The sequence below is a fragment of the Pseudomonas sp. SWRI22 genome (assembly GCF_014268395.2).
Taxonomy (GTDB): domain Bacteria; phylum Pseudomonadota; class Gammaproteobacteria; order Pseudomonadales; family Pseudomonadaceae; genus Aquipseudomonas; species Aquipseudomonas paracarnis.
The window spans coordinates 2,548,285-2,570,303 of the sequence record NZ_JABWQK020000001.1 but is presented as its reverse complement, the minus strand read 5'-3'; the positions used below and the strand labels follow the sequence as shown (position 1 = coordinate 2,570,303).

The 22,019-nt window shown below is 60.8% G+C and carries 22 protein-coding genes; 6 read left to right on the top strand and 16 right to left on the bottom strand.

Going from position 1 to position 22,019, the window contains the following annotated elements; genetic code table 11:
* Positions 1-9 precede the first annotated feature (9 nt).
* The 6 genes from HU730_RS11310 to ubiE are packed head-to-tail and all read right to left on the bottom strand — an operon-like array spanning position 10 to position 4,078.
* Positions 10-288, bottom strand: a complete 279-nt coding sequence (locus HU730_RS11310) for a twin-arginine translocase TatA/TatE family subunit (RefSeq protein WP_003187877.1) — start codon at positions 286-288, stop codon at positions 10-12.
* 26 nt (positions 289-314) lie between these two features.
* Positions 315-647 carry a phosphoribosyl-ATP diphosphatase gene (locus HU730_RS11305; RefSeq protein WP_003187881.1) on the bottom strand — a complete coding sequence of 111 codons (333 nt, stop codon included), beginning with the start codon at positions 645-647 and terminating at the stop codon, positions 315-317.
* A gap of 2 nt (positions 648-649) precedes the next feature.
* Positions 650-1,042, bottom strand: coding sequence for a phosphoribosyl-AMP cyclohydrolase (gene hisI, locus HU730_RS11300; RefSeq protein ID WP_003187884.1), 393 nt, complete (start codon positions 1,040-1,042; stop codon positions 650-652).
* A gap of 41 nt (positions 1,043-1,083) precedes the next feature.
* Positions 1,084-2,688 carry a ubiquinone biosynthesis regulatory protein kinase UbiB gene (gene ubiB, locus HU730_RS11295; protein ID WP_019820016.1) on the bottom strand — a complete coding sequence of 535 codons (1,605 nt, stop codon included), beginning with the start codon at positions 2,686-2,688 and terminating at the stop codon, positions 1,084-1,086.
* Complete coding sequence (locus HU730_RS11290) at positions 2,685-3,308, bottom strand: SCP2 domain-containing protein (protein ID WP_034125561.1); 624 nt, start codon at positions 3,306-3,308, stop codon at positions 2,685-2,687. The genes ubiB and HU730_RS11290 overlap by 4 nt, the downstream gene beginning before the upstream one ends.
* Positions 3,308-4,078 (bottom strand): bifunctional demethylmenaquinone methyltransferase/2-methoxy-6-polyprenyl-1,4-benzoquinol methylase UbiE, encoded by a 771-nt coding sequence (ubiE, locus tag HU730_RS11285; RefSeq protein ID WP_003171186.1) that lies wholly within the window; start codon positions 4,076-4,078, stop codon positions 3,308-3,310. Before ubiE ends, HU730_RS11290 begins: the two co-directional genes overlap by 1 nt.
* A gap of 145 nt (positions 4,079-4,223) precedes the next feature.
* On the opposite strand from ubiE, the gene HU730_RS11280 reads away from it, so the two are divergent.
* The 3 genes from HU730_RS11280 (at position 4,224) to HU730_RS11270 (ending at position 5,956) form a co-directional block, all read left to right on the top strand.
* Positions 4,224-4,499: a polyhydroxyalkanoic acid system family protein gene (locus HU730_RS11280; protein ID WP_034125562.1), complete on the top strand. Its 276-nt coding sequence runs from the start codon at positions 4,224-4,226 to the stop codon at positions 4,497-4,499.
* Positions 4,500-4,603: 104 nt separating this feature from the next.
* Positions 4,604-5,026 carry a phasin family protein gene (locus HU730_RS11275; protein ID WP_034125563.1) on the top strand — a complete coding sequence of 141 codons (423 nt, stop codon included), beginning with the start codon at positions 4,604-4,606 and terminating at the stop codon, positions 5,024-5,026.
* 12 nt (positions 5,027-5,038) lie between these two features.
* Positions 5,039-5,956 carry a phasin family protein gene (locus tag HU730_RS11270; RefSeq protein WP_034125564.1) on the top strand — a complete coding sequence of 306 codons (918 nt, stop codon included), beginning with the start codon at positions 5,039-5,041 and terminating at the stop codon, positions 5,954-5,956.
* 186 nt (positions 5,957-6,142) lie between these two features.
* Here HU730_RS11270 and HU730_RS11265 read toward each other — a convergent pair whose 3' ends face one another.
* The 10 genes from HU730_RS11265 to HU730_RS11220 form a co-directional block, all read right to left on the bottom strand.
* Positions 6,143-6,763 carry a TetR/AcrR family transcriptional regulator gene (locus HU730_RS11265; RefSeq protein WP_034125565.1) on the bottom strand — a complete coding sequence of 207 codons (621 nt, stop codon included), beginning with the start codon at positions 6,761-6,763 and terminating at the stop codon, positions 6,143-6,145.
* 28 nt (positions 6,764-6,791) lie between these two features.
* Complete coding sequence (phaC, locus tag HU730_RS11260; protein ID WP_034125566.1) at positions 6,792-8,474, bottom strand: class II poly(R)-hydroxyalkanoic acid synthase; 1,683 nt, start codon at positions 8,472-8,474, stop codon at positions 6,792-6,794.
* Positions 8,475-8,564: 90 nt separating this feature from the next.
* Positions 8,565-9,410, bottom strand: a complete 846-nt coding sequence (phaZ, locus tag HU730_RS11255; RefSeq protein WP_019820034.1) for a poly(3-hydroxyalkanoate) depolymerase — start codon at positions 9,408-9,410, stop codon at positions 8,565-8,567.
* Between the two features lie 165 nt (positions 9,411-9,575).
* A complete protein-coding gene (gene phaC, locus HU730_RS11250; RefSeq protein WP_054896198.1) occupies positions 9,576-11,255 on the bottom strand; it encodes a class II poly(R)-hydroxyalkanoic acid synthase in 1,680 nt (559 codons plus the stop codon).
* A 249-nt stretch (positions 11,256-11,504) separates the two neighbouring features.
* Positions 11,505-11,882: a DUF971 domain-containing protein gene (locus HU730_RS11245; protein WP_034125568.1), complete on the bottom strand. Its 378-nt coding sequence runs from the start codon at positions 11,880-11,882 to the stop codon at positions 11,505-11,507.
* 160 nt (positions 11,883-12,042) lie between these two features.
* Positions 12,043-13,380, bottom strand: coding sequence for an ATP-dependent protease ATPase subunit HslU (gene hslU / locus HU730_RS11240; protein WP_034125569.1), 1,338 nt, complete (start codon positions 13,378-13,380; stop codon positions 12,043-12,045).
* 37 nt (positions 13,381-13,417) lie between these two features.
* Positions 13,418-13,948, bottom strand: a complete 531-nt coding sequence (hslV, locus tag HU730_RS11235) for an ATP-dependent protease subunit HslV (protein ID WP_003171209.1) — start codon at positions 13,946-13,948, stop codon at positions 13,418-13,420.
* A 219-nt stretch (positions 13,949-14,167) separates the two neighbouring features.
* Positions 14,168-14,869 carry an SPOR domain-containing protein gene (locus HU730_RS11230; RefSeq protein ID WP_003187899.1) on the bottom strand — a complete coding sequence of 234 codons (702 nt, stop codon included), beginning with the start codon at positions 14,867-14,869 and terminating at the stop codon, positions 14,168-14,170.
* A gap of 1 nt (position 14,870) precedes the next feature.
* On the bottom strand, positions 14,871-16,607 hold the full coding sequence (gene argS / locus HU730_RS11225) for an arginine--tRNA ligase (protein WP_186526755.1): 1,737 nt from the start codon (positions 16,605-16,607) through the stop codon (positions 14,871-14,873).
* Positions 16,608-16,810: 203 nt separating this feature from the next.
* Positions 16,811-19,030 carry a primosomal protein N' gene (locus tag HU730_RS11220; RefSeq protein ID WP_127880492.1) on the bottom strand — a complete coding sequence of 740 codons (2,220 nt, stop codon included), beginning with the start codon at positions 19,028-19,030 and terminating at the stop codon, positions 16,811-16,813.
* Between the two features lie 338 nt (positions 19,031-19,368).
* On the opposite strand from HU730_RS11220, the gene rpmE reads away from it, so the two are divergent.
* The 3 genes from rpmE (at position 19,369) to HU730_RS11205 (ending at position 21,934) form a co-directional block, all read left to right on the top strand.
* The gene (gene rpmE / locus HU730_RS11215; RefSeq protein ID WP_005784030.1) at positions 19,369-19,602 is read left to right on the top strand and encodes a 50S ribosomal protein L31; all 234 of its coding nucleotides are present in this window, start codon (positions 19,369-19,371) and stop codon (positions 19,600-19,602) included.
* A 14-nt stretch (positions 19,603-19,616) separates the two neighbouring features.
* Positions 19,617-20,483: a thermonuclease family protein gene (locus HU730_RS11210; protein WP_186526756.1), complete on the top strand. Its 867-nt coding sequence runs from the start codon at positions 19,617-19,619 to the stop codon at positions 20,481-20,483.
* A 182-nt stretch (positions 20,484-20,665) separates the two neighbouring features.
* Positions 20,666-21,934 (top strand): malic enzyme-like NAD(P)-binding protein, encoded by a 1,269-nt coding sequence (locus HU730_RS11205; RefSeq protein ID WP_005784034.1) that lies wholly within the window; start codon positions 20,666-20,668, stop codon positions 21,932-21,934.
* Positions 21,935-22,019 lie beyond the last annotated feature (85 nt).

Here is a 22,019-nt window from a genome sequence, read left to right as displayed (position 1 = left end):
AGTCAGTGCTCACGAGTCTTTGCGGGTCGGCTCTTGGACCTTTTCAGCCTGCACGTCGAAGGTACGGCGCTCGGTGATCGGCTGGGTGGCCTGCGGGTGAACAGGCTGGGCCGGTGGCACCGGGTTGGCGCTTGGCTCGGCCGGCTTTTCATCATCGTTCATGGCTTTGCGAAAGCCCTTGATCGACTCGCCCACATCGGTGCCCAGGTTCTTGAGCTTCTTGGTGCCGAACACCAATACCACCACCACCAGAATGACGATCCAGTGTTTCCAGTCAAAAATGCCCATGCTTCAAATCCTCAAGTCTCAGTTATTCAGGCGGACGGGCGCGAGGCCTTCTCGGCGTGCCCGGACAAGCCGAAGCGACGGTCCAGTTCATCCAGCACGGCCTGTGGGTGCTGCCCCAGTTGGGCGAGCATCACCAGGCTATGGAACCACAAGTCTGCGGTCTCATAGATTACATCGCTGTAATCACCGCTGATTTGCGCGTCCTTGGCCGCAATGATGGTCTCGACGGATTCTTCGCCGAGTTTTTCCAGAATCTTGTTCAGGCCCTTGTGGTACAGGCTGGCGACGTAGGAGCTGTCAGCATCCGCGCCTTTGCGGTCTTCCAGCACCTGGGCCACACGGTTCAGGGTATCGCTCATGTTCAGTGTCCTGCTGGGTAGATGGCGTGCGGGTCTTTGAGCACCGGCTCCACAACCTTCCATTCGCCATTCTCGAACACGCGATAGAAGCAACTGTGGCGGCCAGTGTGGCAGGCAATGCCGCCGATCTGCTCGACCTTGAGGATTACCACGTCGGCATCGCAGTCCAGGCGCAGCTCGTGCAGGGTTTGCACGTGCCCGGACTCTTCGCCCTTGCGCCACAGTTTGCCACGCGAACGTGACCAGTAGATGGCGCGCTGCTCGGCGGCGGTGAGGCTCAGGGCCTCGCGGTTCATCCAGGCCATCATCAGCACGCGCCCGGTCTTGTAGTCCTGGGCAATGGCCGGCACCAGGCCGTCACTGTCCCACTTGATCTCATCCAGCCAGTCTTTCATGTTCGGCTCCGGCAATTTGCGACAGTGTATAACCGGATGGGCTATCGACGCACGATCAGATAAACGCCCACGGCGACCATGATGCCCGCTGGCCAGTGGCCTAGTTGGTTCAATGGCCCACCAATCGCCAGCATCACGCCGCCCACCAGGTGCGCGGCGCCGAGCAGGCGCAGGAACCAGTCGTCCTTGCGCTTGCGCCACGGTGGCTCAGGGTCCTTGGCATGGGGCTGGGACATGCGCTCCAGCAGGTCGCGGGTCATGTTGGCCAGGTGCGGCAGTTGCTCGAACTGGCTGTGCAGGTTGCCCAGCATGGTTTTCGGGCTCATGCGCTCGCGCATCCAGCGTTCCAGGAAGGGTTGCGCAGTGTTCCACAAGTCGAGGTCCGGGTAGAGCTGGCGGCCCAGGCCTTCGATGTTCAGCAGGGTCTTCTGCAACAGCACCAGTTGCGGCTGCACTTCCATATTGAAGCGCCGCGCGGTCTGGAACAGGCGCATCAGCACTTGGCCGAACGAAATATCCTTTAACGGTTTTTCGAAGATCGGCTCGCACACGGTGCGGATCGCCGCTTCGAACTCGTTGAGTTTGGTTTCCGCTGGCACCCAACCCGAATCAATGTGCAACTGCGCCACACGGCGATAGTCGCGCTTGAAGAAGGCAAACAGGTTGCGCGCCAGGTAATCCTGGTCTTCCGGGGTGAGGCTGCCGACGATACCGCAGTCGATGGCGATGTACTGCGGGCTCCACGGGTTGACGGTGCTGACGAAGATGTTGCCCGGGTGCATGTCGGCGTGGAAGAAACTGTCGCGGAACACTTGGGTGAAGAAAATCTCCACACCGCGTTCTGCCAACATCTTCATGTCGGTGCGCTGGTCGGCCAGGGTCGCGAGGTCGGTGACCTGCACGCCGTAGATGCGCTCCATCACCAGCACTTTTGGCCGGCACCAGTCCCAATACACCTGCGGCACATACAGCAGTTGCGAGCCTTCGAAGTTGCGTCGCAATTGGCTGGCATTGGCCGCTTCGCGCAGCAGGTCGAGTTCGTCGTAGATGGTTTTTTCGTAGTCGGCGACCACGTCCACCGGGTGCAGCAGGCGCGCATCGGCGGAGAAGCGTTCGGCGGCGCGGGCGAGGATAAACAGCCATGCCAGGTCCTGGCCGATGATCGGCTTGAGGCCTGGGCGAATGACTTTCACCACCACTTCTTCGCCGGTCTTGAGCTGCGCGGCGTGCACTTGCGCCACTGACGCCGAGGCCAGGGGCTCGACGTCGAAGCGGCTGAACACCTCGCTGATCTTCTGGCCCAGCTGTTCTTCGATCAGCGCCATCGACTGCTGCGAATCGAACGGCGGCACGCGGTCCTGCAGCAGCATCAGCTCGTCGGCGATGTCTTCGGGCAACAGGTCGCGGCGGGTGGAGAGGATCTGCCCGAACTTGATGAAGATAGGCCCCAAATCCTGCAACGCCAAGCGCAGGCTGGCGCCACGGCTCAACGGCGACGGCTTGCGGGGCAACCAGCGCCACGGCAGCACATAACGCACCGCTAGCAGGAACCACGGCAAGGGCAGGGCAAACAGCAGGTCATCAAGACGGTAGCGGATTACGACGCGCTGGATACGAAACAAACGGCGGACGGCGAGCAGCTTCATGCGTTATCGCTTGGATCAAGGGAACGGCTCAAGCGCTCGAAGCGGGCCTCGAGGCGTTCCAGGTCGATTTTGGCCTTGTCGAGCTCGCGAAAGCGCGCTTGCGCTTCCCGTTGCCCGACCAGGGTGCGCGATTCTTCGCTCAGGTATTCGGCAAGGTTCTGGTTGAGGCTGGCGAACCCTTGCTGGTACCAGCGCGAGCGGCTGCGCAGGTGCCCGCTGATCAACTGGGTGGCGACGGGGCCGATCCAGCGCGACAGTTCGTATTCCCAGTCCAGCTCCAGGTCTTGCAGTACGGCGGCCAGGTCCATCAGCACGGCGCTGTCGCCTTCCAGCTCCACCTCGGGGCTGTGGAGGATGGCAGTCTTGTTGCGGCTCAGCGCCAGGTGCAACAGGCTTGAGGCTGGTGCACGCAGGGTGCAGTCGGCTTCAGCGGCCCATTGGGTGGCGAGCAGCAGGCCTTCATCGCTGGGCAGGATAAACAGCTGTACGGCGGGGCTGCGGCAATCAACGGCAATGACTTTGCCGGTCAGGTGCGCGAGCCGCGCCAGGGCGGTGCTGTCCAGGCGCAGTACACGGTTGAGACCGTGCTCAACGCTGGCGAGAAGACCTTGCAGCAGCATCAGGGCTTGATGCCGCGGTGCAGGGCGACGATGCCGGACGTCATGTTGTGGTAGGTCACGCGGTCGAAACCGGCCTCCACCATCATCGACTTCAGGGTTTCCTGGTCCGGGTGCATGCGGATCGACTCGGCCAGGTAGCGGTAGCTCTCGGCGTCGTTGGTGATCAGCTTGCCCATCAGTGGCATGAAGGCGAACGAATAGGTGTCGTAGACCTTAGACATCAGCGCGTTGGTCGGCTTGGAGAATTCCAGCACCAGCAGGCGGCCACCCGGCTTGAGTACGCGCAGCATCGAGCGGATCGCGTCTTCCTTGTGAGTCACGTTACGCAGGCCGAACGCGATGGTCACGCAGTCGAAATGGTTGTCGGGGAACGGCAGCTTCTCGGCATCGGCCTGGACGAACTCGATATTGCCGGCCACGCCTTTGTCGAGCAGGCGGTCGCGGCCAACCTTGAGCATCGAGCCGTTGATATCGGCCAATACCACCTGGCCGGTCGGGCCAACCAGCTTGGAGAACTTGGCCGCCAGGTCGCCTGTGCCACCGGCGATGTCCAGCACCCGGTTGCCGGTGCGTACGCCCGACAACTCGATGGTGAAGCGCTTCCACAGGCGGTGCATGCCGCCGGAGAGCACGTCGTTCATCAGGTCGTACTTGGCTGCCACGGAGTGGAACACCTCAGCGACTTTTTCCGCCTTTTGGCTTTCCGGGACGTTCTTGAAGCCGAAGTGAGTGGTGGGTTCGGCATCGCTGCCTTTGCGCTGATCAGTCATATCGCTGTCACCAAAAGAGAATGCGGGACATGATAATCCCCAAGGCCTGCTTTGTCTTGGCAAGGCTGCAGGTAAGATAGACGCTCATCGAGACCTTTTGCCGCATGGCGGGTGTTCTGAGTCGTTATAAAGAGGAGTCATTGCAATGGCCCGTATTACCGTTGAGCGTGAACATACCCTGGGAAAAGAACAGGCGCGGGCCAAGGCGGAGCAATTGGCGCGCAAACTCGAGGATAAATATGGGGTGGAGTCTTCGTGGGCTGGCGACACCCTGAAGCTCAAGCGCTCCGGGGTTAAAGGCACGGTATTGGTGGCCGATGATTCGCTGCGCATTGATGTGGAACTTGGCCTGCTGATGTCGGCCATGAGTGGCACGATCAAGTCCGAAATCGAAAAGGCCCTGGATAAGGCCCTGGCTTGATACGGCTGTGCTTAGGGTGCCGATTCTAATTTTAAACCTTACTTTGTGCCCAAGCCCTCAACTCTTGCGGGCCGTCCGCCACCCAATTCTGTGTGAGGTGCACCATGGCCAAAGTTATTTTGAAGAAAAAAATCGACGTTCAGACCACCCCCCTGAGTGAGGTTAAAAGCTACGCCCGCAAGATCTGGCTGGCGGGTCTTGGCGCCTATGCCAAGGTCGGCAGCGAAGGCGGCGAGTACTTCAAAGAACTCGTTAGAAGCGGTCAACGTGTTGAAAGTAAAGGTAAAAAAGTTGTAGTTGAACAACTTGATGCCGCCAACAGTCAGATTGACCAAGTAAAGAGTAACGTCTCCGGCGTCAAAGGCCTGGTCGAAGTTCAACTGGATAAAGTTGAAAAAGCTTTTGATACTCGTGTCGGCAGTGCCTTGAATCGGATCGGCATTGCGTCTAAACATGACGTGGAGACACTCTCTGCTAAGCTCGAAGAGCTGACGGCATTGCTCGAACGTGTCGCGCGTAAACACTAAGGAGACATCGGGATGGCTGTTAAAAAGACTACTCAGAAAGAAGGCAGCTCGTGGGTCGGGAAAGTTGAAGAATATTCCCGCAAAATCTGGCTCGCTGGTTTAGGCGTGTACTCGAAGATCGACAGTGACGGCAGCAAACTCTTCGAGACCTTGGTCAAAGACGGCGAGAAGGCCGAGAAGTTGACCAAGAGCACGGTCGGTAAAAAAGTCGACGCTGCCAAGGCGAGTGCGGGTTCCGCCAAATCGAGTATTTCGGATACCTGGGGCAAGTTGGAAGAAACGTTCGACAAGCGCCTCAACAGTGCTATTTCGCGACTGGGCGTACCGAGCAAGGCTGAGTTGAAGGCGCTGCATAGCAAGGTTGATACCTTGACCAAGCAAATCGAAAAGCTCACCGGCGCCAAAGCGGCTCCCGCCAAGACCGCCGCGGCCAAGCCTGCAGCAAAACCGGCGGCCAAACCTGCGGCTAAAACCGCCGCTGCAAAACCCACCGCCAAAACTGCCGCCAAGCCTCTGGTTAAAGCCGCCGCCAAGCCAGCTGCCAAACCCGCTGCCAAAGCGCCGGCCAAAGCCGCGGCGAAACCTGCGGCCAAGCCAGCGGCTAAAACTGCTGCCGCCAAACCGGCTACCAAGCCTGCCGCTAAGCCAGTGGCCGCTAAAGCCGCCGCGAAACCTGCGGCTAAACCGGCTGCCAAACCTGCGGCTAAAACCGCTGCCGCTAAACCTGCTGCCAAGCCCGCCGCTGCGAAACCAGCTGCCAAGCCTGCAGCGGCCAAAAAGCCTGCGGTAGCGAAAAAACCGGCAGCCGCAAAGCCAGCCACGGCACCAGCACCGGCCGCTTCTACCGCCAATTCGGTGTCCGCGCCGACGCATGCGGCTGCTACCCCGACTGCAACGCCGGTTACCCCGACGCCATCCAGTCAGTCCTGATTTTTACGGGACACATAAAACGCCCGGTCTGCGAAGATTGGGCGTTTTTTATGCAAGCCTCAAAAACGCCGCATTCCCCATTTTGTAGGAGCGAGCTTGCTCGCGAAAAACTCAAAGACGCCGCGTTTATTCAGGAGGCACTCGTTATCGTTGACGTTTTTCGCGAGCAAGCTCGCTCCTACATGTTTAATCGGTGTCATCCAGGTACTTCAAGGCGAACCGCTCGGTCGCCTGCCGCGCCGTTGGCAGCAGATGCGGCGCCACCAGCATCATGATCTGGTACACCACCACCCGTACCTCACCTTCACGGTCCAGAATCCGTTGGTAATCCAACGAAAACAGCAATGTCAGGGTGATCTGCTCCACCAGTTGCCCCAACGCCTGGGTATCACTGACCAGTTGCCCCGCCGCCTTCAAGCGCGCGAGCAATGACGCCAGTGTGCGCTTGAGCGCCGTGAGCAAGTGGCGGATCCCCTTGGCCAGCTTCGGTAGGCGCCCCGCCAGGTTCGACAAGTCCTGGAACAGGAACCGGTAGTGGGCCATGCGCTCGACAATCAGGTGCAAAAACAGCCAGTAGTCCTCAGCTCCCAGTTGCGCATCCGCAGGAGGGTCCAGCAGTGGCGCCAGCTCACACTGAAAGCGCTCGAACAGCCCCAGCACCAACGGCTCCTTGCCATGGAAGTGATAGTAGAGGTTGCCGGGGCTGATCCCCATTTCATTGGCCACCTCCATGGTCGATACGTTCGGTTCGCCCTTGTGGTTGAACAACTGCAGGGCGCATTCAAGGATACGGTCGCGGGTCTTCATCCAGTCTTCTTAAAGTTGATTGCTGAGCTCAGCGCACACGCACGTAAGTACCCGGCGCCGCTTCCATCGGTGGGTAATTCTGGTTGCCCAGGGCGGTGAGGGTTTCGCGTTGTACGCCGGAGCGTTTTTGTACCCACTCCAGCCATTGTGGCCACCAACTGCCTTCGACGTGCTGGGCGTCGTAATACCAGGCCCGTGGGTCGCTGCTCAGCTTGAGGTTCTCGACATAGTTGGCCTTGGGGTTGCCCGGTGGGTTGAGGATGCTCTGGATATGCCCGCTGTTGGAGAGCACAAAGCGTCGCTCGCCGCCCAGCAGTTGCGTGGAGCGGTACACCGCGTCCCACGGCGTAATGTGGTCATTGATGCCGGCCACGCTGAAGCTGTCCACCGAGACCTTGCGCAAGTCGATGGGCGTGCCGCATACCTCCAGGCCACCGGGATGGCTCAGGGGGTTGTGCTTGAAGAAGTCCAGCAGGTCGCCGTGCAGGGCGGCGGGCAGACGCGTGTTGTCGTTGTTCCAGTACAGGATGTCGAACGCCGGCGGTTCCTTGCCCAGCAGGTAATTATTGATCCAGTAATTCCAGATCAGGTCGTTGGGGCGCATCCAGGCAAATATCTTGGCCATGTCGCGGCCATCCAGCACGCCTTGCTGGTAGGAGCGGCGCTTGGCGGCTTCCAGGGTTTGTTCATCAGCGAACAATGTTGCGGGGCTGTCGATTTGGCTGTCCAGCAGGCTTACCAGGTAACTGGCGCTGGAGATGCGCCGCAACTGGCGCTTGGCTTGCAGGTGGCCTTGCAGCGCGGCGATGGTCAGGCCGCCGGCGCAGGCGCCCATCAGGTTGACCTCGCGGGCGCCAGTGATGGCCCGGCATACGTTGAGCGCTTCTTCCAGCGCCGCGACGTAGGTGGACAGGCCCCATTCGCGATGCCGCACGTCCGGGTTGCGCCAGCTGACCATAAAGGCCTGCAGGCCGTTTTTCAGTGCGTATTGCACAAAGCTGTTGGCCGGGCTCAGGTCGAAGATGTAGTACTTGTTGATCTGCGGCGGCACCACCAGCAGCGGCTTGGCGTACTGTTTTTCGCTCATGGGCTTGTACTGGATCAGCTCCAGCAGCTCGTTGCGAAACACCACCGAGCCGGGCGTGGTCGCCACGGTCTTGCCCACTTCAAAGGCGTGCTTGCTGACCTGGCGCGGCAAACCGTTGTTGTGCAGCAGATCTTCGAACAGGTTACTCACGCCGCGTACCACGCTGTTGCCGCCGGAGTTGAGCAACTCCTTGATCGCCAGCGGGTTGAGCAGCGTGTTGGAAGGGGACACGGCATCGTTGAGCAGGGCGAAGGCGAACTGCGCGCGGGCGCGATCATCGTCACTGAGGTTGCTGTCATCGATCCAGTGGCGCGTCTGTTTCTGCCAGCTCAGATACGCTTGCAAGCTGCGCCGGTACAGCGGGTTGAGCTTCCAGGTGGGGTCGCTGAAGCGATGGTCCCTGGGGTTGGGTTCGTGCACGGTCTCACCCAGCAGCACGCGGCCCAGCTGGCCGCCCAGGGCCAGGGCGTGGCGGGCGGTGTGCACCGGGTTGCGCAGGCCGTGCGCGGCGACGGTACGCAGGGTCGACAGCAAGTCCCGGCCGCGCAGGCCGGTGATCGCATTTTGCGCGTTGATGAACGCAGCGGGGGTGGGCGCCGGGTTCGTCACGGGTCTTTCTCGCATGAGCCAACACTCCTTCGTCAAGTCATCAAGCAGGCACGCCAATCCAGAACCATAGTAGGTTCCTGGCAAGTTGCGCGGTGGTGTGTTCCTTCACACCGCCGGTCGCGGATGTATCACGGCGCGCAGGCGCTCCTCCTCCAGAAACTTCATGATGATCGGCGCCACGGCTTCGGCCCGGGTGATCAGGAACAGGTGGCCGTCATCGATGATGTGCAACTGTGCATTGGGGATGCGCCAGGCGAGCATGCGCATGTTGACCAGCGGGATCAGCGGGTCATCGTCCCCGGCCAGCACCAGGGTGGGCTGGCGGATCTTGTGCAGCCAATGAATGCTGGTCCAGCCCAGCCCGGCAAACAGTTGCCAGTAGTAGCCCAGCTTGCCGGCCGAGCGCACTTTGCTGGCGTGCTCGGCGGCCAGTTTGGAATCACGGCGGAACGAACCGCCATAAATCATCGGTGCAATGCGCACCACGTGGGACGGCTGGATATAACGCCTGGGGCTTGCCATCAGCCACAAGACCTTCGGTTTGCCCGGCACCATGAAGGCCCCGGCCGCGGTGGCCGCGAGGATCAATTTCTTGCAGCGCTCGGGGTAGTCATACGCAAATTGCTGGGCCAGCGCTCCGCCCCAGGACACGCCCACGGCGTTCACTTGGCCATAGTCGAGGTAATCGAGCATACGCGCGGTGAGTTTGGCCAGACCGGGGAAGCGATAGGGTCGGTTCGGCGTCGAGGAGCCGCCCACGCCGGGCACGTCGAAGGCGATCACTTCCAGGTCCGGGTCCAGGGCCTGGACGAACGGAAACACCAGCTCAAGGTTGGCGCCGATGCCGTTGAAGATCAGCAGCGGGGTCAAGTGCGGCTTGCCCGGGCGTACCGCCGTGCGGATGGTCTGGCCATCCAGGTCGATGGTGCGGAAGATGAACGGTTGCGCCATGCTCAAGCCCTGTGAAGTGGTGCTATTGGTCTGTAGGAACTCGGTCAGTGTGGGAGCTGGCTTGCCTGCGATGGCATTCTTTCAGGCCGCGATTAGTGAGCAGGCCCATCGCTATCGCAGGCAAGCCAGCTCCCACATCTGATCTCATTTCAATCACAAGAATGCCTAGCGTTCATGTACATAGGTACCCGGCGCCGCTTCAGCGGCTGCATAGGTTTTATTGCCTAATGTCGTCGGGGCTTTTTTCAGTTTTCCCGCCCGCTCCGCCTGCCACACCTGCCAGTGCAGCCACCACGAATCGGTGTGCTTGGTCGCATTCTCCTGCCACTCCAACGCACTGCCGGCCAGGCCCTCACTGGTCTGGTAGCGTGCCTTGGGGTTGCCCGGCGGGTTGAGGATGCTCTGGATATGCCCACTGCTGGACAGTACAAACTCGACCTTGCCGCCGAACAACTGCGCTGACTTGTAGCAGGACTGCCACGGCGTGATGTGGTCGTTGGTGCCGGCCAGGGAGTAGATATCGGCGGTGACCTGCTTGAGGTCGATGGGCGTGCCGCACACTTCCAGGGCGTTGGCGCGTACCAGTGGGTTGTTCTTGAACAGTTCGATCAGGTCGCCATGGAACGCGGCCGGCAAGCGTGTGGTGTCGTTGTTCCAGAACAGGATGTCGAACACCGGTGGCTCGTTGCCCAGCAGGTAGTTGTTGACCCAATAGTTCCAGATCAGATCGTTGGGGCGCATCCAGGCGAATACCTTGGCCATGTCGCGGCCTTCCAGCACGCCGGCCTGGTAAGAATGGCGCTTGGCCGCTTCCAGGGTCTGTTCATCCACAAACAGCGCCACCTGGGTGTCCAGGGTGGTATCCAGCACGCTCACTAGCAGCGTCAGGGCGTTGACCTTCTTCTCGCCCAGCGCCGCGTAGTGGCCCAACAGTGCGGTGCAGGTGATGCCGCCGGAGCAGGCACCGAGCATATTCACATCCTTGCTACCCGTAATCGCCGTGACCACATCCACTGCTTCCTTGAGCGCCTCGATATAAGTCGACAGGCCCCATTCGCGTTGGGCCTTGGTGGGGTTGCGCCAACTGACGATAAAGGTCTGCTGGCCATTGCGCAGGCAGAAGCGCGCCAGGCTCTTATCCGGGCACAGGTCGAAGACATAGAATTTGTTGATCTGCGGCGGTACCACCAGCAGCGGGCGTTCGTGTACCTGTTCGGTGATGGGCTTGTATTGGATCAGCTCCAGTACATCGTTGCGAAACACCACCGCGCCTTCGCTGGTGCCCAGGGTCTTGCCGACTTCAAAGGCGCCCATGTTGACCTGGCTGGGCATACCGCCGTTGTGCACCATGTCCTTGGCCAGGTGGGAAAGGCCGTCGAGCAGGCTTTTGCCGCCGGTTTCAAAGAAGCGTTTGACCGCCGCCGGGTTGGCCGCGCTGTTGGTGGGGGCCATGGCTTCGGTCATCAGGTTGATCACGAAGTGGCCGCGGCTGATGTCTTGTGCCGACAGGTTGCTGTCGTCGATCCAGTCGTGAAGCTCCTTGCGCCACGCCAGGTAAGTCTGCAAATAACGTTTGTAGAGCGGGTTCTGGCTCCAGGCTGGGTCGTTGAAGCGACGGTCGTCGCCCTCGGGCACCAGCGCGGATTTGCCGAACATCACATTCTTCAATTCAACGCCAAAGTGGGCGACGTGCTTGACGCTGTGCAACGGTTGCTTGATGGCTTGGGTCAGCACCATCTTGGCCGAGGCCAATAAATCCTTTTTGCGTAACGCGATGATCGGGTTCAACCCCAGGGTGTTTTCCGAGGCTTGGCGTTTCAAGTCATCGTTATTCTTGTTACTCATCTACGACGCTCCATTGTCCGAAAGACGAGTACCGGCGATTGCTGCGCACCCAATTTCGATACACGACACCAGCCTGGTACTGCGACTCGGGTGACCGTTGATACCGCATCGTCAAATGCAGGGAACTTGCCAGCTCCATTGGTTACCCGAGTTTATTTTTTTTCGCAAGCGGGCCAATCGTTGGCCACGCGACAGGGCATTCAAGCAGATGAAATTAGAAAATGCGCTCTAAACAGCAAGACCCCTGTGCTAGAGCATCAGCCGCACGACCGACTCACTCGGATCGCGGGTTTTTCCAGCGGCTTTGAGCTCGGCCAGGTAGTCGGCCCATAGAGCGTCCTGACGTACGGCCAGCTGATAGAGATAGTCCCAGGTGAACAGTCCGCTGTCATGACCGTCGTCGAAGGTCAATTTCAGTGCGTACTGGCCGGCGGGTTCCAGCTTGATCAACCGGACGTTGAGCTTGCCGAATTGCAGGATGGGTTTGCCGTGGCCCTGGACCTCGGCAGAAGGGGAGTGCACCCGCAGGAATTCGGCGGGCAACTGGTAGGTTTCGTCTGGCCCGTAGGTCAGGCCGAGGGTATTGGAGGTTTTATGCAGGTTTACAGCAGTAGGAAATTTCGACATTGGAGAAAACCCTGTAGGAACCGGCTCAAAATGTGGGAGGGACCAATGTGGGAGCCGGGCTTGCCCGCGATGCAGGCACCTCGGTGTTTCAGGAACACTGAAGTGATGCTATCGCAGGCAAGCCAGCTCCCACACAAGCCACTCCCACATTGAGTGAGGCTTACAGGATATAACGAGACAAGTCTTCGTTCTGCGCCAATTCGCCCAGGTGACCGTTCACATACTCGGCATCGATCTTGATCGCTTCGCCATTCTGCGCACCGGCCATGTCGCCGGCGCTGAAAGACACTTCCTCAAGCAGGCGCTCAAGCAAGGTATGCAGGCGACGGGCACCGATGTTCTCGGTCTTCTCGTTGACCTGCCAGGCGATCTCCGCCAGGCGCTTGATACCGTCAGCCTGGAATTCGATACCCAGCCCTTCGGTTTTCAGCAGCTCGCGGTACTGCTCGGTGAGCGAGGCATGCGGTTCGCTGAGGATGCGCTCGAAGTCGCCCGGCGTCAGTGCCTTGAGCTCCACCCGAATCGGCAGGCGGCCTTGCAGCTCGGGCACCAGGTCGCTGGGCTTGCTCAGGTGGAAGGCACCGGAGGCGATAAACAGGATGTGGTCAGTCTTGACCATGCCCAGCTTGGTGTTGACCGTGCACCCTTCGATCAGCGGCAGCAGATCGCGCTGCACGCCTTCGCGGGAGACATCCACGCCGCCGGAGTTGCCACGCTTGGCCACCTTGTCGATCTCATCGATAAACACAATGCCATGTTGCTCGACCGCTTCCAGGGCCTTGGCCTTGAGTTCTTCCTCATTGACCAGGCGCCCGGCTTCTTCGTCGCGCACCAGCTTGAGCGCATCCTTGACCTTGAGCTTGCGGCTTTTCTTCTTGCCCTTGCCCATGTTGGCGAACAGGTTTTGCAACTGGCTGGTCATTTCTTCCATGCCAGGCGGGGCAGAGATATCCACGCCGGACACTTCGGCCACTTCGATCTCGATTTCCTTGTCATCCAACTGGCCTTCACGCAGGCGCTTGCGGAACAGCTGACGGGTGTTGGAATCCGACGAAGGTGCGGCGTCTTCGTTGAAACCCATGCGTGCCGGTGGCAGCAGGGCGTCGAGGATGCGCTCTTCAGCGGCGTCTTCCGCGCGATGGCTGACCTTGGTCACTTCCTGTTCGCGCAGCATCTTCAGGGCGGCGTCAGCCAGGTCGCGAATGATCGACTCGACATCGCGGCCCACATAACCGACTTCGGTGAATTTGGTCGCTTCGACCTTGATGAACGGTGCATTGGCCAATTTGGCCAGGCGTCGGGCGATCTCGGTTTTGCCGACGCCGGTAGGGCCGATCATCAGGATGTTCTTGGGCGTTACTTCAACGCGCAGTTCTTCCGGCAGTTGCATCCGGCGCCAGCGGTTACGCAGCGCAATGGCAACGGCGCGCTTGGCATCGTCCTGGCCGATGATATGGCGGTTGAGTTCATGGACGATTTCGCGGGGAGTCATGGACATAGTGTTTGGCGGCCTCAAGCCTGAATAAGCCCAGGGCTTATTCGGCGAGGTCCTGCTCCTCAATGGTCTGATTGTGGTTGGTGAACACGCAGATATCGCCAGCGATACCCAGGGCGGTCTCGACGATTTCACGGGCCGACAGGTCGGTTTTCTTCAGCAGCGCGCTGGCCGCAGCCTGGGCGTAGCCGCCACCTGAACCCATGGCGATCAGGCCATGCTCGGGTTCAACCACATCGCCGTTGCCGGTGATGATCAGGGAAGCGTCTTTGTTCGCAACCGCGAGCATGGCCTCCAGGCGGCTGAGGGAGCGGTCGGTGCGCCATTCTTTGGCAAGTTCCACAGCGGCGCGCACTAGGTGGCCCTGGTGTTTCTCAAGCTGGCCTTCGAAACGCTCGAACAGGGTAAAGGCGTCGGCGGTTGCGCCTGCGAAGCCGGCAAGTACCTGGCCGTGGTACAGGCGGCGCACTTTCTTGGCGTTGCCTTTCATCACGGTGTTGCCCAGGGAAACCTGGCCGTCGCCGCCCATGACAACTTTGCCGTGGCGACGTACTGAAACGATGGTGGTCAAGGGGAGAGTCTCCACGCAGCGGGGCGAAAATGCCCTGATGGAAACTCATATGGGGGTGGCGAGGGGGATTTCAACCGTAGGAAGGCAGGGCAGACGAGTGGTGATCGTTCCCACGCTCCGCGTGGTAATGCCGCCTTGACGCTCTGCGCCTGCTCTGTGACGCAGAGCGTCAAGGGACACGTTCCCACGCGGAGCGTGGGAACGATCAGTGAGTATGAGTCAGCGGCTCTGGCGTTGTTGTAACAACAGGTTGCTAAACCCGGCGCCGGCCAATTGCTTTTGCGCCACGGTCAGCTGTTCGCGGTTGCTGAACGGCCCCACCAATACGCGATACCAGGTCGCGTCCTTCACCGTGCCGGACTCAACCGATACCGATTGGCCCAACAGAATGATCTGTGCGCGTACACGGTCCGCATCCGCCTGTTTCGGGAACGAGCCCGCTTGCAGGAAGAACTTGGTCACCGGCGCAGCCTTGGTGGCTGCCACTGGCGGTGCTGGCGGCGGCGTGATACCGGCCAGCGCGGCCTGGGCGCGCGCCGTGTCGATTTTTGCCGCTTCCGCTGGGGTTACCGGCGTGGTCGGCACTTGTGGCGTCGGCAGGGTTTTTTCCGGCACGGCGTCAGGCGGCACGATCACTTCCGATTCCGGCAGCAGCGTGTAGAAGTCGTACTTGGGCTTTACCGGTGCGGTCGGGCTTGGCGCGGTCTTGTTGGCTTCGGCGATTTTCGTGGCCTTTTGCTGCTCCTGTTTGACGCGCTTGACGTCATCGCCCTGGCCGGGCTCCAGCTTCATCAGAAACACGATAAATGCGCCGACCGTAAGGCCGATGGCCATCCACAGCCAACCCGGAATCGGTTGCTTCGCCGGGGCCTGGTAGCGGCTGGCGCCGCGCTTGGGTGCAGGTTTTTTCTTGGCAGCCAACTTACATACGCTCCAGAGTTTCCAGGCCCAAGAGTTCCAGGCCTTGCTTGAGGGTGCGTCCAGCCAATGCGGCAAGGCGCAGGCGACTTTGTTTCTGGGCTTCGTCGTCGGCGGTCAGGATCGGGCAGTTCTCGTAGAAACTGGAGAACAGGCCGGCCACTTCGTACAAATAGGTGCACAGGATGTGCGGCGTGCCTTTTTCGCCAACGCTGTTGAGCACCTCGCCAAATTGCGCGAGCTTGGCCGCCAGTTCCTGTTCATGGACGGCGTCCAGCGCGATCTGGCCTTCGACTTCGCTGAAGTCCTTGCCCAGCTTGCGGAATACCCCGGCCACGCGAGTGTAGGCGTACAGCAGGTACGGCGCGGTGTTGCCTTCGAAGTTGAGCATCAGGTCGAAGTTGAAGCTGTAGTCGCTGGTGCGGTGCTTGGACAGATCGGCGTATTTCACCGCGCCAATGCCCACCACGCGGGCGATGTTGCGCAGGTCGGCCTCGGCCAGCTCCGGGTTCTTTTCCTTCACCAGGTTGTAGGCACGTTCCTGGGCTTCGGTCAGCAGGTCGATCAGCTTCACGGTGCCGCCGTCGCGGGTCTTGAAGGGGCGGCCATCGGCGCCGTTCATGGTGCCAAAGCCCATGTGCTCCATGTGCATCGGGTGGGTGACGAAACCGGCGCGACGCGCCACTTCGAACACCTGCTGGAAGTGCAGGGCCTGGCGCTGGTCGACGAAGTACAGCGCACGGTCAGCCTTGAGCACGCCACTGCGGTAACGCACGGCGGCCAGGTCAGTGGTGGCGTAGAGGTAGCCGCCATCGGCCTTGACGATGATCACCGGCAGCGGCTCGCCGTCGGCGGTCTTGAATTCTTCGAGGAACACGCACTGGGCGCCGTTGCTTTCGACCAGCAGGCCCTTGGCCTTGAGGTCGTTGACCACGTTGATCAGGTCGTCGTTGTAGGCGCTTTCGCCCATCACGTCGGCCATGGTCAGTTTCACATTGAGCAGCTCGTAGATTTCCTGGCAATGAGACAGGGAAATTTCACGGAAGCGGTTCCACAGCGCCAGGCATTCTTCGTCGCCGGCTTGCAGCTTGACCACCAGGCCGCGGGCGCGGTCAGCGAACTCTTCGGATTCATCGAAACGCTTTTTGGCAGCACGGTAGAAATTTTCCAGGTCGGCCAGCTCGTTGCTGGTGATCGGGTTTTCCTGCAGATAGGCCATCAGCATGCCGAACTGGGTACCCCAGTCGCCCACGTGGTTCTGGCGGATCACGGTGTCGCCGAGGAATTCCAGCACGCGTGCCACGCCATCGCCAATGATAGTGGAGCGCAGGTGGCCCACGTGCATTTCCTTGGCCAGGTTCGGTGCCGACAGGTCGATGACCACGCGCTGGCTGTCGCCGGCCTTGCGTGCACCGATGCGCGCATCGGCCAGGGCGGCATCCAGGCGTGACGCCAGGGCCTGGGTGTTCTGGAAGAAGTTGATAAAGCCTGGGCCGGCGATTTCGGCCTTGGTGACATTGGCGTCAGCCGGCAGGGCTGCGATGATTTTTTCTGCCAGGTCACGCGGCTTCATGCCGGCCGGCTTGGACAGCATCATCGCGATGTTGCTGGCGAAGTCGCCATGGGTCTTGTCGCGGGTGTTCTCCACCTGGATCGCCGGCGACAGGCCTTCAGGCAACACACCTTCGTGGACGAGTTGGGTGAGGGCTTGTTGGATCAGCTGGCGAATGGTGTCTTTCATGGTGTTCTCTTTCGACCGCAAGCGGCGGCGCGCGATGCGCAGGTGGAAAAACTGGGCATTATCCGTGGCGAGGGCGGGCTTGCCAACCGTTCAGACTATATGGCGGACCTGCGGCCTCTTCGCGGGCAAGCCCGCTCCCACATTTAAAGGTATTCACATTTCATAATGTGCGAGCTGGCTTGCCTGCGATGACGTAATTACCCTCAATACAAATCTACCGGGTCTACATCCAACGACCATCGCACCTGCCGACCGCTGGGCAGTTGCTCCAGCTCAAGCATCCAGCGACTTAATAGCCGATGCAGCGGGGCGCGGGAGGTTGCCTGCAAGAGTAGCTGAGCGCGATAACGTCCGGCGCGCCGCTCCATGGGCGCTGGCACCGGGCCGAGTAGTTCGATGCCACTGAGGGTCAGTTCGCCCAATAAACGTTCGGCGGCGCTGCAGGCCTCATCAAGAAAGCCTTCGGCCTGCCCGGGTTTGTGGGCTTCGGCACGCAGCAGCGCCAGGTGCGCAAAGGGCGGGAGGCCGGCGGCGCGGCGTTCGCTCAAGGCCTGTTCGGCGAAGGCAAAGTAGCCTTGTTCCGTCAGTTGAATCAGCAGCGGGTGGTCGGCCAGGTGCGTCTGGATAATCACCCTGCCTGGCTCTTCGGCTCGCCCGGCGCGTCCTGCCACCTGCACGATCAACTGCGCCATGCGTTCGCTGGCGCGAAAATCCCCGGAGAACAGCCCGCCATCGGCATCCAGGATCGACACCAGGGTCACCCGTGGGAAGTGATGCCCCTTGGCAAGCATCTGCGTGCCCACCAGGATGCACGGTTGGCCTTTGTGGATGGTGGCGAACAGTTGGTTCATGGCGTCTTTGCGCGACGTGCTGTCGCGGTCCACCCGTAGCACCGGGTAGTCCGGGAACAGAATGCCGAGGCGTTCTTCGGCGCGCTCGGTGCCGGCGCCCACGGGCCGCAGGTCCACCTTGCCGCACTGCGGGCAATGGCGCGGTACCCGTTCCACATGGCCGCAGTGATGGCAGCGTAACTCGCCGTGGCGCTGATGCACCGTCATGCGCGCATCGCAGCGCTCGCACCCGGACATCCAGCCGCAGTCATGGCACAGCAACGTCGGGGCAAAGCCGCGGCGGTTGAGAAATACCAATACTTGCTGGCCGGCGGCCAGGGTCTGGCCAATGGCCTGTTGCATCGGGCCGGAAATACCGCTGTCCAGCGGGCGGCTTTTCACGTCCAGGCGCAGGAAGCGCGGTTGTTTGGCGCCGCCAGCACGCTCGTTCAGGCGCAGCAGCCCGTAACGGCCGGTGTAGGCGTTGTGCAGGCTTTCCAGGGACGGCGTGGCCGAGCCCAGCACAATCGGGATGTCTTCCTGGCGGGCGCGTACCAGCGCGAGGTCGCGGGCGTGGTAGCGCAAACCTTCCTGCTGTTTATAGGAGCCATCGTGCTCCTCGTCGACGATGATCAGCCCGGGGTTTTTCATCGGCGTGAACAGTGCTGAGCGCGTGCCGATAATAATGTCGGCCTCGCCATCCCGCGCCGCCAGCCACGACTCCAGGCGTTCACGGTCATTGACTGCCGAGTGCACCAAGGCGATCCGGGCATTGAAGCGTTGCTCGAAACGCGCCACGGTCTGCGGGCCCAGGTTGATCTCGGGGATCAGCACCAGTGCCTGCTTGCCCGCCTGCAGGGTTTCGCGGATCAGCTGCAAATAGACTTCGGTCTTGCCGCTGCCGGTGACGCCGGCCAGCAGGAATGCATGGAAACTGTCGAAACCGGCGCGAATCGCCTCATACGCGGCGCGTTGCTCGGGGTTCAGCGGCAACTCCGGCTGGGCCAGCCAGTGTTCGTGGCGCGGGTCCGGGGCGTGCTTGCGGATTTCCACCTGCACCAGGCCCTTGGCCAGCAGCAGGTCGAGGCTGTCTTTGCTCAGCATCAGTTTGCTTAATAGCTGATGGGCCACGCCGTGTGGGTGCTGTGCCAAGGTGGCCAGGGCCTCACGCTGGCGCGGGGCGCGGGCGATGCGCGGGTCGTCGAGGCGTGCGCCCGGCACCATCGACCAGAAACGCTCCTGGCGCGCTTCGGCCAGTTCGCCCTGGCGCAGCAGCACCGGCAGCGCCCAGCTCAAGGTATCGCCCAGGCTGTGTTGGTAATACTGCGCGGTCCACAGGCACAGCTTGAACAGCGCGGGCGGCAGCGGTGGTGTGGCGTCGAGCAGGGCAATTGCCGGCTTGAGCTTTTCGGCAGGCACTTCGCTGTGGTCGGTGACTTCCACCAGAATGCCGATCATTTCCCGGCGTCCGAACGGCACGCGCACGCGCATGCCCGGTTGCAACTGCGCACGCGACACGCCGGGCGGGGCCCGGTAATCGAACAGGCGGCGCAGGGGTGAGGGCAGGGCTAGGCGCAAAATGGCGTCGGGCACGCGAGGAGTCTCATCAATAAAGGCAAGCGGTGGCGCAGGGGCGCGAGCCTAGCAGACCGGGGGTGTCCCGTCTTCAGTACTGGAATCGGATCTTGCGGGAGCTGGCTTGCCTGCGAAAGCGCTAGTGCAGTAACAGATGCAGTGACTGACACACCGCCTTCGCGGGCAAGCCCGGCTCCCACATTGACGGCGGTGTGTGAGGAATATCTGATGAAAGGAAGTTTTCGACCACTACCGCCGCTTGCGTGATTAAAAAGGTCTGGTAGAATCCGCGGCCTAATTACGTGCGGTATTCGACAATAGTGTCGAGTGGCGGCACGCTAGCCCGAGGAAGTGCCATGAAAGCCGATATCCATCCAGCGTACGAAACCATCGAAGTCACCTGCAGCTGCGGCAACAAGTTCGAAACTCGTTCGAACCTGTGCAAGCCACTGGGTACTGACGTATGCAACGAGTGCCACCCGTTCTACACCGGTAAGCAGAAAACTCTGGACACCGGCGGCCGCGTACAGCGCTTCGCAGATCGCTTTGGTGCTTTCGGCAAGAAGCCTGCTGCTACTCCAGCAGAGTAAGGTTCAAGAGCCTTATGGGCTTTTACCTGCTGTTGAAAAAGGCGTCCCTTGTGGGCGCCTTTTTTGTGCCTGGAATTTGGCTGGCAACCGCTCAGGCCGATGCATTCTGCCCCGCGCCGGCAGCCGTCGTCCGCGTCGATGTGCAGCGCGTGGTGGATGGCGACACGGTGCGCCTCAAGGACGGTCGCAGCGTGCGCATGATCGGCCTCAACGCGCCGGAAACCGGCAAGAAGGGCCGCCCTGACGAGCCATTCGCTGTCGCCGCCCGCCAGCGCCTGCAGGCGTTGGTCAAGGCCAGCGATGGGCGTGTCGGCCTGGTGGCGGGGCGCGAAGCCAAAGACCATTACGGGCGCACCCTGGCTCACCTCTACGGAGCCAATGGCGAGAACCTGGAGGCGCAACTGCTGGCCGAGGGCCTGGGGTACCAAGTGGGCGTGGCGCCGAATGTGGACCTGGTTCCCTGCCAGCAGGCGGCCGAAAACAGCGCCCGCCAGGCACGGCTCGGCCTGTGGCGCCAATCGCCAGTGCAAAGCGTGGCGAATCTCAAGCGCTCCGGGTTTGCCCTGGTGGCCGGTCGGGTCAGCAAGATCGAGCGCAATCGCGGTGGAATTTGGATTGAACTGCAGGGTTCACTGGTATTGCGTATTGCGCCCGAGCTGATCAGCCAGTTCGATACGGCCATGCTCGATGGTCTGCTATTGCGTATTGCGCCCGAGCTGATCAGCCAGTTCGATACGGCCATGCTCGATGGTCTGCAAGGCCGCACCATTGAGGCGCGCGGTTGGGTGCAGGATCGAGCCCGCCGTGGCGGCCTGAAAAAAGGCCAAGCGCGCTGGCTGTTGCCAATAACCGACCCCGGCATGCTGAAATCGGCGCTTTGAATAAAAAATTGTAGACATTTTTTATTTCGATTGTGAACAGTTGAGCCCTTGTATCCCGTGGCTCTTGGCCAAAAGTCGTAGCGCAGGGCCCTTGACACCTGTGACTGCCCAGTCTTGTAGGGACTTTACGACACGCGTATCCTCGGCGGTCCGTCGACCAACAGTAAAAGCGGAATGCCGATATGTCTGATTTGAAAACTGCCGCTCTCGAATACCATGCCCATCCTCGTCCAGGAAAGCTGAGTGTAGAGCTCACCAAAGCCACTGCCACTGCCCGCGACCTGTCGCTGGCCTACAGCCCTGGTGTTGCCGAACCCGTACGTGAAATCGCCCGTGACCCAGAGCTGGCGTACAAGTACACCGGCAAAGGCAACCTGGTTGCAGTGATTTCCGATGGCACCGCGATTCTGGGCCTGGGTAACCTCGGCCCATTGGCTTCCAAGCCAGTCATGGAAGGCAAGGGCGTGCTGTTCAAGCGCTTTGCCGGCATCGACGTCTTCGACATCGAAGTCGATTCCGAAAGCCCGCAGGCGTTCATCGACACCGTCAAGCGCATTTCCATCACGTTCGGTGGCATCAACCTGGAAGACATCAAGGCACCTGAGTGCTTCGAGATCGAAAAGGCCCTGATCGAGCAGTGCGACATTCCGGTATTCCACGATGACCAACACGGCACCGCGATCGTTACCGCAGCCGGCATGATCAACGCCCTGGAAATTGCTGGCAAAACCCTGGGCGAGGCGAAAATTGTCTGCCTGGGCGCCGGTGCCGCGGCCATTTCCTGCATGAAGCTGATCATCAGCATGGGCGCCAAGCTGGAAAACATCTACATGGTGGACAGCAAGGGCGTGATTCAGTCCGAGCGCACCGACCTGAACCAGTACAAGGCGATGTTCGCCCATCCGTCCTCCAAGCGCACCCTGGCTGACGCCCTCGACGGTGCCGACGTGTTCGTTGGCCTGTCCGGCCCGAACCTGCTGAGCGCGGAAGGCCTCAAATCCATGGCGCCGAACCCTATCGTGTTCGCCTGCTCCAACCCGGATCCGGAAATCTCTCCAGAACTGGCCCACGCCACTCGCAGCGACGTGATCATGGCCACCGGCCGTTCGGACTACCCGAACCAGGTCAACAACGTATTGGGCTTCCCGTTCATCTTCCGTGGTGCCCTGGACGTTCGCGCCAAGCGCATCAACGAAGAAATGAAAGTGGCCGCTGCCAACGCCCTGCGTGAACTGGCCAAACTGCCGGTACCTCAGGACGTGTGCGACGCCTACGGTGGTGCCAAGCTGGAATTCGGTCGTGAGTACATCATTCCGAAACCAATGGACAAGCGCCTGATCACCCTGATCTCCGATGCCGTGGCCAAGGCCGCTATCGAGACTGGTGTGGCTACCCTGCCGTATCCAAAGAACTACCCGCTGCAAAGCGTGGATGATGTGTTCAACGGCTAAGCCGTTGTAGACACACCCGCAAAAAAAGCCCCGCCTGAGTGATCAGTCGGGGCTTTTTTGTGGCTGATGTCCCGTGGCTGATCTT